The sequence below is a fragment of the Actinomycetospora lutea genome (genome assembly GCF_028737205.1).
GTDB lineage: Bacteria > Actinomycetota > Actinomycetes > Mycobacteriales > Pseudonocardiaceae > Actinomycetospora > Actinomycetospora lutea.
In genome coordinates, this window is record NZ_JAQZAL010000016.1 from 40084 (window position 1) to 54963 (window position 14880).

13 protein-coding genes are annotated in these 14880 nt (G+C 74.0%); 3 read left to right on the forward strand and 10 right to left on the reverse strand.

Annotated elements, in window-relative coordinates:
* Positions 1-87: 87 nt before the first annotated feature.
* Together ileS and PHK61_RS18240 are read left to right on the forward strand one after the other, a co-directional pair.
* Positions 88-3225, forward strand: coding sequence for an isoleucine--tRNA ligase (ileS, locus tag PHK61_RS18235; protein ID WP_274282434.1), 3138 nt, complete (start codon positions 88-90; stop codon positions 3223-3225).
* Between the two features lie 41 nt (positions 3226-3266).
* Positions 3267-4061 carry a class I SAM-dependent methyltransferase gene (locus PHK61_RS18240; protein ID WP_274282435.1) on the forward strand — a complete coding sequence of 265 codons (795 nt, stop codon included), beginning with the start codon at positions 3267-3269 and terminating at the stop codon, positions 4059-4061.
* Between the two features lies 1 nt (position 4062).
* Here the strand turns inward: PHK61_RS18240 and PHK61_RS18245 are convergent, their stop codons facing one another.
* The 10 genes from PHK61_RS18245 to PHK61_RS18290 form a co-directional block, all read right to left on the reverse strand.
* Positions 4063-4854, reverse strand: a complete 792-nt coding sequence (locus PHK61_RS18245; protein WP_274282436.1) for an ABC transporter permease — start codon at positions 4852-4854, stop codon at positions 4063-4065.
* Positions 4854-5717, reverse strand: coding sequence for an ABC transporter ATP-binding protein (locus PHK61_RS18250; RefSeq protein ID WP_274282437.1), 864 nt, complete (start codon positions 5715-5717; stop codon positions 4854-4856). Before PHK61_RS18250 ends, PHK61_RS18245 begins: the two co-directional genes overlap by 1 nt.
* 5 nt (positions 5718-5722) lie before the next feature.
* Positions 5723-6784 (reverse strand): ABC transporter substrate-binding protein, encoded by a 1062-nt coding sequence (locus PHK61_RS18255; RefSeq protein ID WP_274282438.1) that lies wholly within the window; start codon positions 6782-6784, stop codon positions 5723-5725.
* 101 nt (positions 6785-6885) lie between these two features.
* Positions 6886-7878 (reverse strand): LysR family transcriptional regulator, encoded by a 993-nt coding sequence (locus tag PHK61_RS18260; RefSeq protein WP_274282439.1) that lies wholly within the window; start codon positions 7876-7878, stop codon positions 6886-6888.
* Positions 7879-7910: 32 nt separating this feature from the next.
* Positions 7911-8771: an alpha/beta fold hydrolase gene (locus PHK61_RS18265; protein ID WP_274282440.1), complete on the reverse strand. Its 861-nt coding sequence runs from the start codon at positions 8769-8771 to the stop codon at positions 7911-7913.
* On the reverse strand, positions 8768-9835 hold the full coding sequence (locus tag PHK61_RS18270) for an amidohydrolase family protein (protein ID WP_274282441.1): 1068 nt from the start codon (positions 9833-9835) through the stop codon (positions 8768-8770). The genes PHK61_RS18265 and PHK61_RS18270 overlap by 4 nt, the downstream gene beginning before the upstream one ends.
* Positions 9832-10944: an amidohydrolase family protein gene (locus PHK61_RS18275; RefSeq protein ID WP_274282442.1), complete on the reverse strand. Its 1113-nt coding sequence runs from the start codon at positions 10942-10944 to the stop codon at positions 9832-9834. Before PHK61_RS18275 ends, PHK61_RS18270 begins: the two co-directional genes overlap by 4 nt.
* Positions 10941-11378 carry a Rieske (2Fe-2S) protein gene (locus PHK61_RS18280; protein WP_274282443.1) on the reverse strand — a complete coding sequence of 146 codons (438 nt, stop codon included), beginning with the start codon at positions 11376-11378 and terminating at the stop codon, positions 10941-10943. The genes PHK61_RS18275 and PHK61_RS18280 overlap by 4 nt, the downstream gene beginning before the upstream one ends.
* A gap of 60 nt (positions 11379-11438) precedes the next feature.
* The gene (locus PHK61_RS18285; protein WP_274282444.1) at positions 11439-12752 is read right to left on the reverse strand and encodes an MFS transporter; all 1314 of its coding nucleotides are present in this window, start codon (positions 12750-12752) and stop codon (positions 11439-11441) included.
* Between the two features lie 47 nt (positions 12753-12799).
* Positions 12800-13984: a CaiB/BaiF CoA transferase family protein gene (locus PHK61_RS18290; RefSeq protein WP_274282445.1), complete on the reverse strand. Its 1185-nt coding sequence runs from the start codon at positions 13982-13984 to the stop codon at positions 12800-12802.
* A 120-nt stretch (positions 13985-14104) separates the two neighbouring features.
* Between PHK61_RS18290 and PHK61_RS18295 the strand changes: the two genes are divergently transcribed.
* The gene (locus tag PHK61_RS18295) at positions 14105-14854 is read left to right on the forward strand and encodes an AIM24 family protein (protein WP_274282446.1); all 750 of its coding nucleotides are present in this window, start codon (positions 14105-14107) and stop codon (positions 14852-14854) included.
* The last annotated feature ends 26 nt before the right edge of the window (positions 14855-14880 follow it).

Below are 14880 nucleotides of genomic sequence, written 5' to 3' on the forward strand. Positions count from 1 at the left end.
GGTCCCCGGACCCGCAGGTCAGGAACCCCACCCGCGGCCCGGTAACCTGGGTGAGTTCGGCTGCCGCACCACCAGGAAGATCGAGACGTGAGCTCATCGCCGTCCCCCGGTCCCGCGGGCAAGCCCGCGTTCGCTCCCCTCCCCGCGAGCGTGGACCTGCCCGCGATCGAGCGCGAGGTCCTGGCCCGCTGGTCCGACCGCGACGTGTTCCGCCGCTCCCTCGAGCGCACCGCCGACGGCGAGCCGTGGATCTTCTACGAGGGCCCGCCGACGGCCAACGGCCAGCCGGGCACCCACCACGTCGAGGCCCGCGCGTTCAAGGACCTCTTCCCCCGGTTCAGGACGATGCGCGGCTACCACGTCCCGCGCCGCGCCGGCTGGGACTGCCACGGCCTGCCCGTCGAGCTCGCCGTCGAGAAGGAGCTCGGCTTCACCGGCAGGGCCGACATCGAGACCTACGGCATCGCCGAGTTCAACGCCGCCTGCCGGGAGTCGGCACTGCGCAACGTCTCGGCCTTCGCCGCGATGACCGAGCGGATGGGCTACTGGGTCGACCTCGACGAGGCCTACCTGACCATGGCCCCGCGCTACGTCGAGAGCGTCTGGTGGTCGCTCAAGAAGATCTTCGATGACGGCCTGCTCGTCGAGGACCACCGCGTGACGCCCTACTGCCCGCGCGACGAGACGCCGCTGTCGGACCACGAGGTCGCGCTCGGCTACGAGGACGACGTCGACCCCTCGGTCTACGTGCGCTTCCCGCTCACCGACGGGCCGTGGGCCGGCGCCGACCTGCTGATCTGGACCACCACGCCGTGGACGCTGCCCTCGAACACCGCCGTGGCCGTGGCGCGCGACATCGCCTACGTCCGCGCGACCACCGCGGACGGTGACGACCTCGTGGTCGCCGAGGACCTGCTGTCGGTGCTGGGCGAGCGCGCGACCGTCACCGATCGCGCCACCGGCGCCGACCTGCTCGGCAGCCACTACCGCCGCCCGCTCGACCTCATCGACGGTGAGCGCTTCGGTGACGCGCACCGCGTCGTGCACGGCGACCACGTCACCACCGACGCCGGCACCGGCCTGGTGCACATGGCGCCGGCCTTCGGCGCCGAGGACCACCTCGTGGCCAAGGCCGAGGGCCTCGAGATGGTCAACCCGATCGGGCCGGACGGGCACTTCCACGCCGACGTCCCCCTCATCGGCGGGATGTTCTTCAAGGGCGCCGACCCGACGCTGGTCGAGGAGCTGCGCGCCCGCGGCGTGCTGTGGCGCTCGGAGTCCTACGAGCACTCCTATCCGCACTGCTGGCGCTGCCACACCCCGCTGATCTACTACGCGCTGCCCTCGTGGTTCATCCGCACCACCGCGGTCCGCGACCGCCTGGTCGAGGAGAACGAGCGGACGAACTGGTACCCGCCGCACATCAAGCACGGCCGCTACGGCGGGTGGCTCGAGAACAACGTCGACTGGGCGCTCTCGCGCAACCGCTACTGGGGCACGCCGCTGCCGATCTGGCGCAACGACGCGGATCCCGCGGAGATGGTGTGCGTGGGGTCGCTGGCCGAGCTCTCGAGCTGGGCCGGCGAGGACCTGTCCGAGCTCGACCCCCACCGCCCCTTCGTCGACGACGTCACGTTCCCGGCCCCGAGCGGGACCGGCACGATGCGCCGCGTCACCGACGTCATCGACGTCTGGTACGACTCGGGCGCGATGCCGTTCGCCCAGTGGGGCGCGCCGCACCACCACGAGGCCGACTTCGAGGCGGCCTACCCCGCGCAGTACATCTGCGAGGCGATCGACCAGACCCGCGGCTGGTTCTACTCGCTGATGGCCGTGGGCACGCTGGTGTTCGACCGGTCGTCCTACGAGAACGTCGTGTGCCTGGGCCTGCTGCTCGACGAGCAGGGCCGCAAGATGTCGAAGCACCTGGGCAACGTGCTCGACCCGTTCGAGCTGTTCGACTCCCACGGCGCCGACGCCGTGCGCTGGCTGATGCTCGCCCAGGGCTCGCCCTGGGTCGACCGCCGCGTCGGGCACGAGGCGCTGCGCGAGATCGTCCGCAAGATCCTGCTGACCTACTGGAACACCGCGTCGTTCCTGGTCACGTACGCGAACGCGGCGAACTGGACCCCCGGCGAGCGGGTCGCGTCCGACCACCCGATGGACCGCTGGGTGCTCGGCGAGCTCGCCACGTGCGTCCGCGAGGTCACCCGCGCGCTCGACGACTTCGACTCCTCGAGCGCCGGGCGCGCGATCGCGGCGTTCGTCGACGAGCTGTCGAACTGGTACGTGCGCCGCTCGCGCCGCCGCTTCTGGGCGGGCGAGCCGGCGGCCCTGAGCACGCTGCACCGCTGCGTCGAGACGCTCTCGCGGCTCATGGCGCCGTTCACGCCGTTCGCCACCGACTACCTGTGGACCCTGCTGCAGGGCGACGTGGTCGAGGGCGCGCCCGACTCGGTGCACCTCGCCGACTGGCCCGAGATCGACGAGTCCGCCATCGACCCGGGCCTGGCCGAGCGGATGGCGCTCGTGCAGCGGATCGTCGAGCTCGGCCGCTCGACGCGCGCGGCCAGCGGGGTGCGCACGCGCCAGCCGCTCGCGCGCGCCGTCGTCGCCGCCCCGGGCTTCGCGGCCCTGGACGACGAGCTGCTGGCCGAGATCGCCGAGGAGCTCAACGTCGGGCGGGTCGAGGCCGCCGGCTCGGACCTCGTCGAGGTCGCGGTGAAGCCCAACTTCCGCGCGCTCGGCAAGCGCTTCGCGAAGCGGACCCCGGTGGTCGCGGAGGCCGTCAAGGCGTCCACCGCGGCGCCGGTCGACGGGGCGCTCACGGTGGTCGTGGAGGGCGAGGAGATCACGCTGTCCGGCGACGAGATCGTCGTGGAGGAGACGCCGCGCGAGGGCTGGGCCGTCCGCTCGGAGAGCGGCCTGTCGGTCGGGCTCGACACCGAGCTCACCGACGAGCTGCGCGCCGCCGGGCTCGCCCGCGACGTGGTGCGCGTCGTGCAGGAGGCCCGCAAGACCCGCGGCCTCGAGGTCTCGGACCGCATCGCGCTGACGTGGGCGGCCGAGCGCACCGACGTCGCCGACGCCGTGCGCGCCCACGCCGGCACGATCGCCGAGGAGGTCCTCGCGGTGTCGATGACCGAGGGGGCCGTCAACGGTGACGCGGCGGCCCGCTCCGACGACCTCGCGCTCGACGTCGCGATCACCCCGGCCGAGGTCTGACGGCCCTTGGCACGGTCGGCGCCCGGGCCGACACTGCTGCCATGGCCGTGACCACCCACGACTGGACCGTCGTCGACGAGGGCTGGGGCCGCCGGGCCGTCGACTTCGCGACGCTGTCCGAACCGAGCAACTGCCGCGAGTACGTCGCGATCCACCACCGGCTCGCCGTCGACGACGGCGACCGGGTGCTCGACGTGGCCTGCGGCTCCGGGCTCGCGCTCGAGCTCGCCGCGTTGCGCGGCGCGACGTGCGCCGGCATCGACGCCTCGCCGCGGCTGGTCGCCGTCGCCCGCGACCGCAACCCCGACGCCGACGTGCGGACGGGCGACATGCACGCCCTGCCGTGGGACGACGGCAGCTTCGACGTCGTCACCAGCTTCCGCGGCATCTGGGGCACCACGCCCGAGGCCCTCGCCGAGGTCCACCGCGTGCTCGCGCCGGGCGGCCGCGTCGGCCTGACGGTGTGGGGCCACATCAAGGTCTCGGCAGGGGCGTGGGCGCTCGGACCGTTCCGCCTGGCCGAGGCGCCGGCCGTGGCCAACCAGGCGGCGATGGTCGCGCTCGGGCGACCCGGCGCCGGCGAGGAACTGCTCGCCTCCCACGGGTTCGCCGACGTCCGGCGCGTCTCGCCGCGGTTCGCCTGGGAGTTCCCCGACCCGCAGGCCTTCGCCCGCACGCTCGCCTCCACCGGCCCCGCCTGGGAGGCGATCCGCGACGCCGGCGAGGAGGCGTTCCACGACGCCGCGGTCCGCGCCGCCGAGCAGCACGTCCGCGACGGCCTGCCGCTGCGCGCCGAGATAGACCTGGTGGGCTACCTCGCCCGCAAGCCCGCGTGAGTCACGCGAACTCCTTCTCGCTCACCGACTCGTGCCACGGGATGACCAGGCGCTTGGCCAGGTTGACCGCGAAGAACAGCACGGAGCCGACGGCGGCGAGCAGCACGATCACGGCGAAGAGCGCCGGGGCGTCGAGGGCGTTGAGGCTCGAGACCACGAGGAACCCGAGGCCCTCGTTGCCGCCGAGGTACTCCCCCACGATCGCGCCGATCACCGAGAAGACGATCGCGACCTCCATGCCCGCGAACACGTAGGGCAGCGTGCTCGGCAGCTCCAGGTTGCGGAACGTCGACCACCGGCTCGCCCCCAGCCCGCGCATGACGTCGCGGTGCCCGCGGTCGACCGAGCGCACGCCGAGCAGGACGTTGAGCAGGATCGGGAAGAACGCCAGGATCGCCGCCATGATCACCTTCGAGGTGAGGCCGAACCCGAACCAGATGACGAAGATCGGGATGAGCGCGACCTTGGGCACCACCTGGAAGGCGACGAGCGCCGGGCGCATGGCCACCTCGAGCCACGCGATGCGCCCGAGCACCACCCCGCCGATCACCCCGAGCGCCAGCGCGATGGCGAAGCCGGAGAGCACCTCGGTGACGGTCACCTGCACGTGACCCCACGTCGCCGGGTCGACGAGCAGCTCGCCCAGCGACGCGGCGACCGCGGACGGCGGCGGGAGCACGAACTCCGAGATCCCGAACACCGAGACGACCAGCGACCACACGACCACCAGCAGCACGAGCATGAGCGGCGCCGAGACCCACGGCAGCCACTTCGCGACCCCACGCTGTTCCATCAGGCCTCCTCCCATGGTCCAGCTCCGCTGCGCTTCGTGTCCTCCTCGTCCAGGCCGCCCCGCAGCGAGCGCACCGTCTCCCGGAACGCCGGCTCGACGTCGATCTCGAGCTCGCGGGGGCGGGCGAGGTCGACGTCGACGACCGAGTGGATGCGCCCGGGCCGCGGCGAGAGCAGCACGACCCGGTCGGCGAGGAAGACCGCCTCCGGGATCGAGTGCGTCACGAACACCACGGTGGCGCCGGTGGTCGACGCGATGCTCTGCAGCTCGAGGTTCATGCGGTCGCGGGTCAGCGCGTCGAGGGCGCCGAACGGCTCGTCCATGAGCAGCACGCTGGGGTCGCAGCTCAGGGCCCGGGCGATCGCGGCGCGCTGGCGCATGCCGCCCGAGAGCTCGCGCGGCAGCGACTTCTCGAACCCGCCGAGCCCGACCAGGTCGCACAGCTCGTGGGCCCGCGCCCGCCGTGCGTGCCGGTCGACCCCGCGCAGCTTCAGCGGCAGCGCGACGTTGTCCTCGATGGTGAACCAGGGGAAGAGGTTCGGCTCCTGGAAGACCAGCCCGAAGCGGCTCACGGTCTCCTCGTCGCGCCGCGCGCCGCGCCAGACCGGGCGACCGCCCGCGCGCACCTCGCCGCCGGTCGGCGGGAGCAGGCCCGCGAGGATCCGCAGCAGCGTCGTCTTCCCGCAGCCGGAGCGCCCGACCAGCGCGACGAACTCGCCCGCGGCCACCTGCAGGTCGATGCCGCGCAGCGCCTCGGTGGTCCCCCGCCGCGAGCTGTAGACCTTGTCCACGGCGGCGAGCTCGAGCTCCGGGGTCGTCGTGTCCGCGGCCGCGGGCGGCGTCGCCAGGAGGTGGTCGGTCATGCGGGTCAGCTCCCGAGCAGCTCGTTGGTGAACCAGGGGTCGGGCGCGAGACCCCCGGGCATGACCCCCGCGGTGCTCAGCTCGGCGTAGGTCGCCTGCCAGCGCGCCGGGTCGGTGCGCATGAGGTTCTGCGGCCCCGCCGCCTGCCAGTTGGCGCTGTAGGCCCGCAGGCTCGTCTTCGCCAGCTCGGTGTCCCGCAGGATCGGGAAGTCGAAGCGGCTGCGGATCGTCGCGAGCGTCTGGTCGCCGGTGGGGTCGGCGAGCACCGCGTTCACCGCCGACCGGATGCCGCGCAGGTAGCGGGTCATGAGGTCGCGGCCGCGCGGGTCGTCGAGCTGCGGGCGCGAGGTCGCGTAGAGCTGGGCGCCGCTGGCGATGACGTCGGCGGGGTTGAACACCACCGCGTCGGGGCGCTGGATGCGCAGCTGCTCGGAGGTGTCGAGCGAGGCGACGTAGGCGGCGATGCGGCCCTGCGCCACGAGGTCGAACACGCCCGGCGCGAGGCCGACGACCTGGCGCTGCACGCTCGCGGGGTCGACGCCGCCGCGGGCGAGCACGAGGTCGAGCGTGGTCTCGCTGGTGCCGCCCTGCGAGGGCAGCCCGATCGTCTTGCCGGCGAAGTCGGCCGGCGTGCGGATCGGCGCGCTCGCCGCGGACACCATCCGCACGGTGACCTGCTGCAGCATGGTGCTGACGTTGACCAGCGGCGCGTTGCGCTCGCCGACGGCGATCATCGTCTCGATGTCGCCGATGCGGGACACCAGCGCGCTGCCCGCGATGAGCGTCTGGATCGCCTGCGCCGAGCCGCGGGTGGTCTGGAACTGCACCTCGAGGCCCTCGCGGGCGAAGTGCCCGCCCGCGGAGGCGACGAGCTCGGGGGTGAACGACAGGGTCTCGAGCGGCAGGACGTTGAGGAACGTGACGCTGTCGCTCGACCCGCCCGGGCCCGACGAGCACGCCGGCACGACCACCGCGGTGGCGCCGACCGCGGCGGCCAGCCCGGCCCGGTGCAGGAAACGACGGCGCGAGAGCCCCGGCGTCGAACTGATCGGGAGCGACGTCGTCACCCGAGCCTCCTCGTCAATTCACCGCACTTCGGCGGCGCGCGGAAAATCACACTACGAACGATTCCGCGCCGGCGGCCAATCAGTAGTTCGAATTCACGTCATCACCCCGGTGTATGGCTCGGCGCCGTGATCACTCCGTGATCGGGCGTCGGGATCTCGGGAGCGTTCCGCGCCGCCTGCCGGATGACGCCGCGCAGCCACCGGTGCGCCGGGTCGTCGTCGAGGCGCTGGTGCCACCACAGGCACTCCACGATCTCGGGCGGGTCGCCCGGGCACGGCACGATGCGCAGGTCCGCGCGGTCGGCGAAGGTGACGGCGAGACGCCGCTGCATCACCGCGACGCGGTCGGTGCCGGCCACGAAGTAGGGCGTCGCCCGGTAGCTGTCGACGCGGACGGCGACGTGCGGGCGCCGCGACAGGCGCGCGAGCAGCGGGGTCAGCGGGTAGCTCGCGGGATAGCCGCCGTCGGGGTGGTGCGGCACCACCCAGGGCAGCTCCTCGAGGTCGCGCAGCCCAAGCCCGTCGGCGGCGGGGTTGTCGCGGTCGAGCACGCACACCCACCGGTCGCGGAAGAGCTCGAGGTCGCGGATGCCCGCCGTGCGCAGCGCCTGCGTCGGGGCGGACAGGATCCCGTCGATCACGCGCAGGGTGTCCAGCGGGTCGGCCGGCAGCGCCTCGTTGACCAGCTTGACGTGCAGCCGCGTGCCCGGCGCGGCCGCGTGCATCGTGCGCGACAGCGTCTCGCCGAGGGCGCACACCACGTAGTCGGGCATGAGGAGCGTGAACTCCCGCCGCGAGTCGTCGGCGCGGAAGTCGCCGGTGGTCACGAACAGGGCCTCGAGGCCCTCGCAGACCGGCTCGACCTGCCCCGCGAGCTGCTCGGCCAGCGGCGAGAGCACGAACTGCGCGCCGTTGCGCACCAGCAGCTCGTCGGAGAAGTGGCGGCGCAGGCGCAGCAGCGCGGCGCTGGCGGCGGGCTGGGTGACCCCGATCCGCTCGGCGGCACGGGTGACGTTGCGTTCGCGGAGCAGCTCCCGCAGGAAGACCACGAGGTTGAGGTCGAGGTTGGCCAGCGACGCGCGGGGGCGGCTCATGCCCGATTCTGCTGGGGGGAGGCGCGGCCCCGTCAACGGTCGTTCTCGGTGGGCGAGAAGCTTCGCCCCAGGAGTCGACGCAGCTCGGCCAGCGTCTCCGCGGGGCGTTCCTCGGCCGGGTGGTGGCCGCAGGCGAGGGCCCGGCCGGTCGCCGCGGGGGCCCAGCGCCGCCAGGTCCCGACCACGTCGGGCGCGCGGCCGAGGGGTCCCGCGGCGCCCCAGAGCACCAGGGTGGGGCACCCGATCCGGCGACGCCCGCGGTCGGCGTCGTCGTCGGCGGCGTCGACGGTCGCGCCGGCGCGGTAGTCGGCGCACATGGCCGCGACGACCTCGGGACGCCGCCACGCCTCCCGGTGCGGCGCGGGGTCGGGCACGTAACGGGCGAAGAAGGCGTCGGGGTCGGCCAGGATCATCCGCTCCGGGACGCCGCCGGGCTGGGCGAGGAAGAACCAGTGCCACGCCGAGAGCGCGAACGCCGCGTCGACGCCCGCGACCACGTCGCCGGTCGGCAGGACGTCGAGCACGGCGAGCCCGGTGACGGCGTCGGGGTGGTCGAGGGCGAGGCGGTAGGCGCAGCGCGCGCCGCGGTCGTGGCCGACGACGGCGAAGCGCTCGTGGCCCAGGGCGGCCATCACCGCGAGCTGGTCGCGGGCCATCGCGCGCTTGTCGAACCGCGCGCCGGACGGGGCGGTGCTCGCCCCGTAGCCGCGCAGGTCGGCGGCCACGACGGTGTGGTCGCGGGCCAGGTCGGGCGCGATCGCGTGCCACATCGCCGAGGTCTGCGGCCAGCCGTGCAGGAGCAGCACCGGCGGCCCCGAGCCCGCGACGTGGGCCCGGATGCGCACGCCCGGCTCGGTCTCGACGTCCTGCTGCGCGAAGCCCGGCAGGGTCACAGCCCGTACCACGCGACGGCGTTGTCGCGGGTCACCGCCGTCCGCTCGTCGTCGGTGAGCGCGTCGAGCAGCCACTGCCCGCCGGGCCCGTGGTCGTGGGGGTGGTCGCTGGCCCACAGCAGCGCGTCGGTGCCGCCGAGGAGCTCGAGCACCTCCCGGATGCGCGCCGGGTCCTGCGGGAGCGCGGCCGGCGCGGTGGTGAACCGCACGTGCTCGCGCACGATCTCCGACGGCCGGCCCGCCACCCACGGCACCTCGCGCCAGACGCCCTTCCAGTCCTTGTCGAAGCGCCACAGCAGCGCCGGGAGCCAGGAGAAGCCGCACTCCAGGAACGTCACCCGCAGCTCCGGTACCGCGGCGAACGCGCCCTCGGCGACGAGGCTGGTCAGCTGGGCCTGGGCGGCCACCTGGGAGTTGGTCAGGTAGTCCTCGATGTAGGTGTGGGTCAGCCCCGACGGGGTGCCCGCGTGCCCGACGCGCCCCCAGGCGTGCAGGCCGACGACCAGCCCGTGCGCCGCCGCGGCCTCGAGCACGGGACGGTGGCGCACGTTGCCCCACGGCGCGTCGGTGCGCACCGGGAGCAGGACCTGCACGACGCCCGGGTGCGACCCCACCCGCTCGATCTCCGCCACGGCCGCCCGGGTGTCCAGGGTCGGCACGACGATGCTCGCGCGCAGCCGGGGCTCGGCGGCGAGCCAGTGCCCGAGCAGCCAGTCGTTGACCGCCCGGGTCAGGGCCGCCTCGTAGTAGGGGTTGCGGTTGACCGGGAACGCGCTGGTGCAGCTCAGCACGGCCGTGGCGAGGCCGGCCGGGTCGAGCAGCGCCTCGCGCAGCGCGTCGACCGTGCCCGCGGCCGGCAGCAGGCCCGCGGCGCGCGCCTGCGGCGTCGCGCTCGTCGGTGCGGCCGGCGGGTACGCGCCGGCCTGGGTCGGCGAGAGCGCGAGGCCCGCGTCGACGACGTAGCCGCGCCAGTAGTCGTCGAAGGAGCCGGCGAGCACGTCGAGGTGCGCCGGCGCGACGTGGACGTCGGTGTCGACCCAGCCGGTCAGGGCCGGCGCGCTCACGCGCTCCCCCGCACCGGCAGGCCGTAGAGGCGGCAGGCGTTCGCCCCCATGACGGTGTCGCGGATCGCCGCCGGGAAGGCCCGGGGCGCGTGGCGCGGCGAGTCGAAGTCCCAGTGCGGGTAGTCCGAGGCGAACAGGATGCGGTCGTCCATGTCGAGGTGGCGCAGCGCGATCTCGAGGTGCCCCGGGTCGTCGGGCTCCTCGATCGGCTGCGTGGTGAACCAGACGTGCTCGCGCACGATCTCCGACGGCGGCCGGGTCAAGTGCGGGACGTCCTCGCGCAGCGTCGACCACGCCTGGTCGAGCGCCCAGAGCAGCGGCCCGGCCCACGCGATCCCGCCCTCGACGAGCACGAGCTGCAGGGACGGGAACTCCTGGAAGACGCCCTCGAGCAGGAAGCTCGTCAGCAGCGACGCCATGGTGTTGCCGTTCCAGACGTGCTCCTCGAGGTAGAACGACGGCCAGCCCGCGGAGCGGTGCTGCGCGAGCCCGCCGGTGTGCGCGGCGAGCGGGAGGCCGGCCTCCGCGGCCGCGGCGTAGATCGGCCAGTAGTTGCGGCGCCCGAGGGAGAGCTCCGTCCCGGTCGAGAGCAGCACCTGGACGAACCCGGGGTCGTCGGCGTGGCGCCGGATCTCGTCCGCGGCCAGGTCCGGGGCCTCGTGCGGGATGGCGATCGAGCTGCGCAGCCGCGGCTCGGGGTCGAGCCACTCCTCGCGCAGCCAGGTGTTGAGCGCCCCGCACAGCGCGGCCGCGTACTCGGGCGCCTCGACGCCCCAGCTGTGGCCCTGCAGCGGGATGAGGACGCCGTGGTCGACGTCGAACTCGTCGAGCAGCTGGCGGCGCACCATCCCGAGGTCGCTGCCGGGGAACCCGCCGGGCGGCCAGGCGTCGATGCGGAACCCGGCGTTGCGCACCCGCGGGTAGATCTCCGGCGGCGCGAGCACGCGGCTGCCGAACATCTCCCAGCGCCGCCGGTGCGCCGGCGCGAGCCGCGCCGCGATGTGCGGGGCGAGCGCGTGCGGGTGGATGTCGGCGTCGACCAGGGTCCGGGACGTGCGCGCCCGCGCGGGCCGGTCGGTGGGCTGGGCTGTCGTGTCCGTGACGGTCATGCGGATTCCTCCCCGCGGGTCGCGGTGTCCACCACGACCCAGGCGTCCTCGACGTGCACCGGGTACGTCTCGACCACGTACGGGCCCGGCTCCCGGCCGGCCTCCCTGGCCCCCACCGAGACCCCGTAGGTGCGGACCGGCGGCTCGCCCGGGCCCAGGAACGACTGCCCGGTCGCGAGGTCGTACTCCCATCCGTGCCAGGGGCACGCCACCAGCGCGTGGTCGCCGTCGACGCGGTAGTCGCCGGGCGCGGTGGACCGCACCCACGGCGCGGTGCGTCCGAGGCAGAGCGGCCCGCCCTGGTGGGGGCAGTGGTTGTTCAGCGCGTAGAAGCGGTCACCGACGCGGAACACGCCGATCGACTTCCGACCCGCCTCGACGATGCGGCGTTCCCCCGGGGGGAACTCGTCGAGCCGTGACACCGGGATCCGCACGGGATCGATCGTAGGAATGGCGTCACCGGGCGGAGAAACTGCGATCGAGAATGATCGACATCAATTCGGCTGATGCCGTGTCCCCCCGGTGGCGACCTCCTGCGTGCGCGCCGAGCCCTCCCGCAGACCGAACACCGCGAGCAGGGTCAGCAGCGAGAGGGCCGCGACGTAGAGGGCGATCGGGGTCGACGAGCCGGTGGCGCCGAACAGCGCGGTGGCGACGATCGGGGTCACGGCGCCGCCGACCATGCCGCCGATCTGGTAGGCGATGGAGATCCCGCTGTAGCGCACGCGCACCGGGAAGATCTCGCTGAACAGCCCGCCCTGCGCGCCGGCCATGATGCCCTGCACGACGGCGGCCACGGCGAACGCGAGCCCGGCGAGGGCCGCCGAGCCCGTGTTGACCAGCGCGAACATCGGCAGCGGCCAGAGCACCGCGGTGATGGCGCCGGCGACGTACACCGGCCGCGAGCCGATCCGGTCGGAGAGCACCGCCGCCCCGACGATCGTCGCGACCCACACCACGGTCGAGAGCATGATCAGCGTGAGCAGGGTGGTGCGCTCGTAGTCGAGGACCGTGGTGCCGTAGCTCAGCATGTAGACGATCACCGTGTAGCCGATCGCAGGCGGCGCGATCGAGGCCAGGCTCGCCAGCACGAGCGTCCGCGGGTGCCGGCGGACGAGCTCGGCGACGGGCACCGTGCTCGTCTCCCGGTTGCGCTTCACCGCCTCGAACTCCGGCGCGTCCTGCAGGCGGCTGCGCACGACGAAGCCGACCACCACGAGCACCACCGAGAGCAGGAACGGGACGCGCCAGCCCCACGACCGGAACGCCTCGTCGGGCAGCCCGGCGACGGCGAGGAAGGCGAGGTTGGAGGTCAGGACGCCGATCGGCACGCCGAACTGCGCGAAGCTGCCGTAGACCGCGCGCCGGCGGCTGGTCGCGTGCTCGGTGGCGATGAGCACCGCCCCGCCCCACTCGCCGCCGACCCCGAAGCCCTGCAGGAGGCGCAGCAGCACGAGCAGCAGCGGGGCGCCGATGCCGATGGCCGCGTAGGTCGGCAGCAGGCCGATCAGCGCGGTCGCGCCGCCGGTGAGCAGCAGGGTCAGCACGAGCATGGCCTTGCGGCCGAGGCGGTCGCCGTAGTGCCCGATGACCGCGGCGCCCAGCGGGCGGGCGATGAAGCCGACCGCGAACGTGGCGAACGCGGCGAGCGTGCCCGCCACCGAGGAGAACTGCGGGAAGAAGAGGCTCCCGAACACCAGCGCCGCGGCGGTGCCGAAGATGTAGTAGTCGTACCACTCGATCGACGTGCCGACGAAGCTCGCCGTGAAGATGCTCCTGCGCGACGGTGCTGCTGTCCGGTCGGCCATGGGGTGCGAGGGAAGCGCACCCGACCCGCGAGGACAACCGGGAGTCGTCAGTTCTTCCGGAACTCGGAAAGGACGGCGTCGGTGTGCTCGCCGACGTCGGGGACCGGGCCCATGCGCAGCGGGCGCCCGGTGCCCCCGCGGCCGAGCCCGATCGGCGGCACGAGCGCGGGGACCTCGCCCGCCGGCGAGCCGACGGTGCGCCAGCGGTCGCGGGCGAGGTGCTGGGGGTGGGTGAGCACGCCGTCGTCGCCGACGAGGTCGCGCCGGCGGGCGTGGGCGATGTCGGCACGCACGAGCCGGGCGACGACCTCCTCGCCGTCGAGCCCGCCGAGCACCGCGTCGATCACCGTGTGCAGCGCGGGGCGGTGCTCGACGCGGGCGGACCCGGTGGCGAAGCGCTCGTCGGTCGCGATCCCCTCGTCGCCGAGGACCGCGGCGCAGAACCGCACCCACTCGCGCTCGTTCTGGATCGCGAGCACGACCTCGGTGCCGTCGCCCGCGGTGAACGAGCCGTACGGGGCGATCGCGGGGTGGGACGTGCCCGCGCGCTGCGGCGCGCGCCCGGCGCCCGCGGCGTAGGTGAGCGGGAAGCCCATCCACTCGCTCAGCGCGTCGAACAGGCTGACCTCGAGCGCCGTCCCCTCGCCCGTGCGCTCCCGCTCGTAGAGCGCGGCCAGGATCCCGGAGAACGCGTACATCCCGGCGCCGATGTCGGCGGCGGGGATGCCCGCCTTGGCCGGGTGCTCGGGCGTGCCGGTCATCGTCACGAGCCCGGTCTCGGCCTGGATCAGCAGGTCGTAGGCCTTGGCGTCGCGGTACGGGCCCGCCGACCCGTAGCCCGAGATGCTGCAGTGCACGAGCCGCGGGTGCTCCCGGCGCAGGTCCTCGGCGCCGAGCCCGAGGCGCTCGGCCGCGCCGGGCGCGAAGTTCTGCACGAAGACGTCGGCGCGCGCGAGGATCCGGTGCAGGTCGGCGATCGCGTCCGGGTCCTTGAGGTCGAGCGTCACGCTCTCCTTGCCGCGGTTGAGCCAGACGAAGTGGCTGGAGAGCCCGCCGACGACCGTGTCGTAGTCGCGGGCGAAGTCCCCGCGCCCCGGTCGTTCGACCTTGATGACGCGGGCGCCGAGGTCGGCGAGGTGGCGGGTCGCGAGCGGGGCCGCCACGGCCTGCTCGCAGGCCACGACGAGGACGCCGTCGAGGGGCAGGGCGGGGTCGCCGGCGGGGTCGGGCATGGCGGTGATCGTGCCGTGCGGTCCGCGTCCGCGCGCGCCACCGCCCGTCGTGGCGCACGTCGTCGCTCGTCCGTCGACGAGGCCGTCGTCTTCGCGGCGCGGCACTGACACACTCCCGGCGTGCGCAGCAACCTCTTCGCCCCGGAGAACCAGGAGCAGGAGTCGGCCCAGCCGGGCCTGCGCCTGCAGAACTCGAAGATGCTCAAGGTCGAGCTGGCGGGCGAGTTCCTCGCCCGGCAGGGGTCGATGGTCGCCTTCCAGGGCGACGTGCGGTTCGAGGCCCTGGGCTCGGGCGGGATCGGCGGCTTCCTCAAGAAGCAGCTCACCGGGGAGGGCGTGCCGCTGATGAAGGTCAGCGGGCGCGGCGACGTGTTCCTGGCCGACGCGGCCCAGGACGTCCACCTCATCGACCTCGAGGGCCCGCACGACGCGCTGTCGATCAACGGGAAGAACGTGCTGGCCTTCGAGCCGGCGCTCTCCTACGACATCCAGATGGTCTCCGGTGCCGGGTCGATGTCGGGCGCGGGCCTGTTCAACTGCGTCTTCTCCGGCCGCGGGCGCCTCGCCATCACGTGCAAGGGCACGCCGGTCGTGCTCAACGTCGACCAGCCGACCTACGCCGACCCGCAGGCCGCCGTCGCGTGGTCGGCGGGCCTGCAGGTCGGGGTGCACCGCGCCGACCAGGTCGGGCTCGGCACGCTGCTCGGACGCACCACGGGCGAGGCGTTCACGATGACCTTCGGCGGCCACGGCTTCGTGATCGTCCAGCCGTCCGAGGAGGTGCCGGTCGGCGGCGTCGGCGGTCAGGGCGGCGGCGAGCAGGCCGGCCACGGCGGCGTGGGCGGCGTGCTCGGCGGCTTCCTGCGGTAGCGAGCGCGCCCCGGGACCGGGGTCCC

What these genes read in the sequence shown, in the direction of transcription:
- PHK61_RS18260 (WP_274282439.1), bottom strand. Translation starts at nt 7,878, where the DNA reads ATGAGCCGCCCCCGCGCGTCGCTGGCCAACCTCGACCTCAACCTCGTG.
- PHK61_RS18240 (WP_274282435.1), top strand. Translation starts at nt 3,267, where the DNA reads ATGGCCGTGACCACCCACGACTGGACCGTCGTCGACGAGGGCTGGGGC.
- PHK61_RS18290 (WP_274282445.1), bottom strand. Translation starts at nt 13,984, where the DNA reads ATGCCCGACCCCGCCGGCGACCCCGCCCTGCCCCTCGACGGCGTCCTC.
- PHK61_RS18285 (WP_274282444.1), bottom strand. Translation starts at nt 12,752, where the DNA reads ATGGCCGACCGGACAGCAGCACCGTCGCGCAGGAGCATCTTCACGGCG.
- PHK61_RS18275 (WP_274282442.1), bottom strand. Translation starts at nt 10,944, where the DNA reads ATGACCGTCACGGACACGACAGCCCAGCCCACCGACCGGCCCGCGCGG.
- PHK61_RS18245 (WP_274282436.1), bottom strand. Translation starts at nt 4,854, where the DNA reads ATGGAACAGCGTGGGGTCGCGAAGTGGCTGCCGTGGGTCTCGGCGCCG.
- PHK61_RS18250 (WP_274282437.1), bottom strand. Translation starts at nt 5,717, where the DNA reads ATGACCGACCACCTCCTGGCGACGCCGCCCGCGGCCGCGGACACGACG.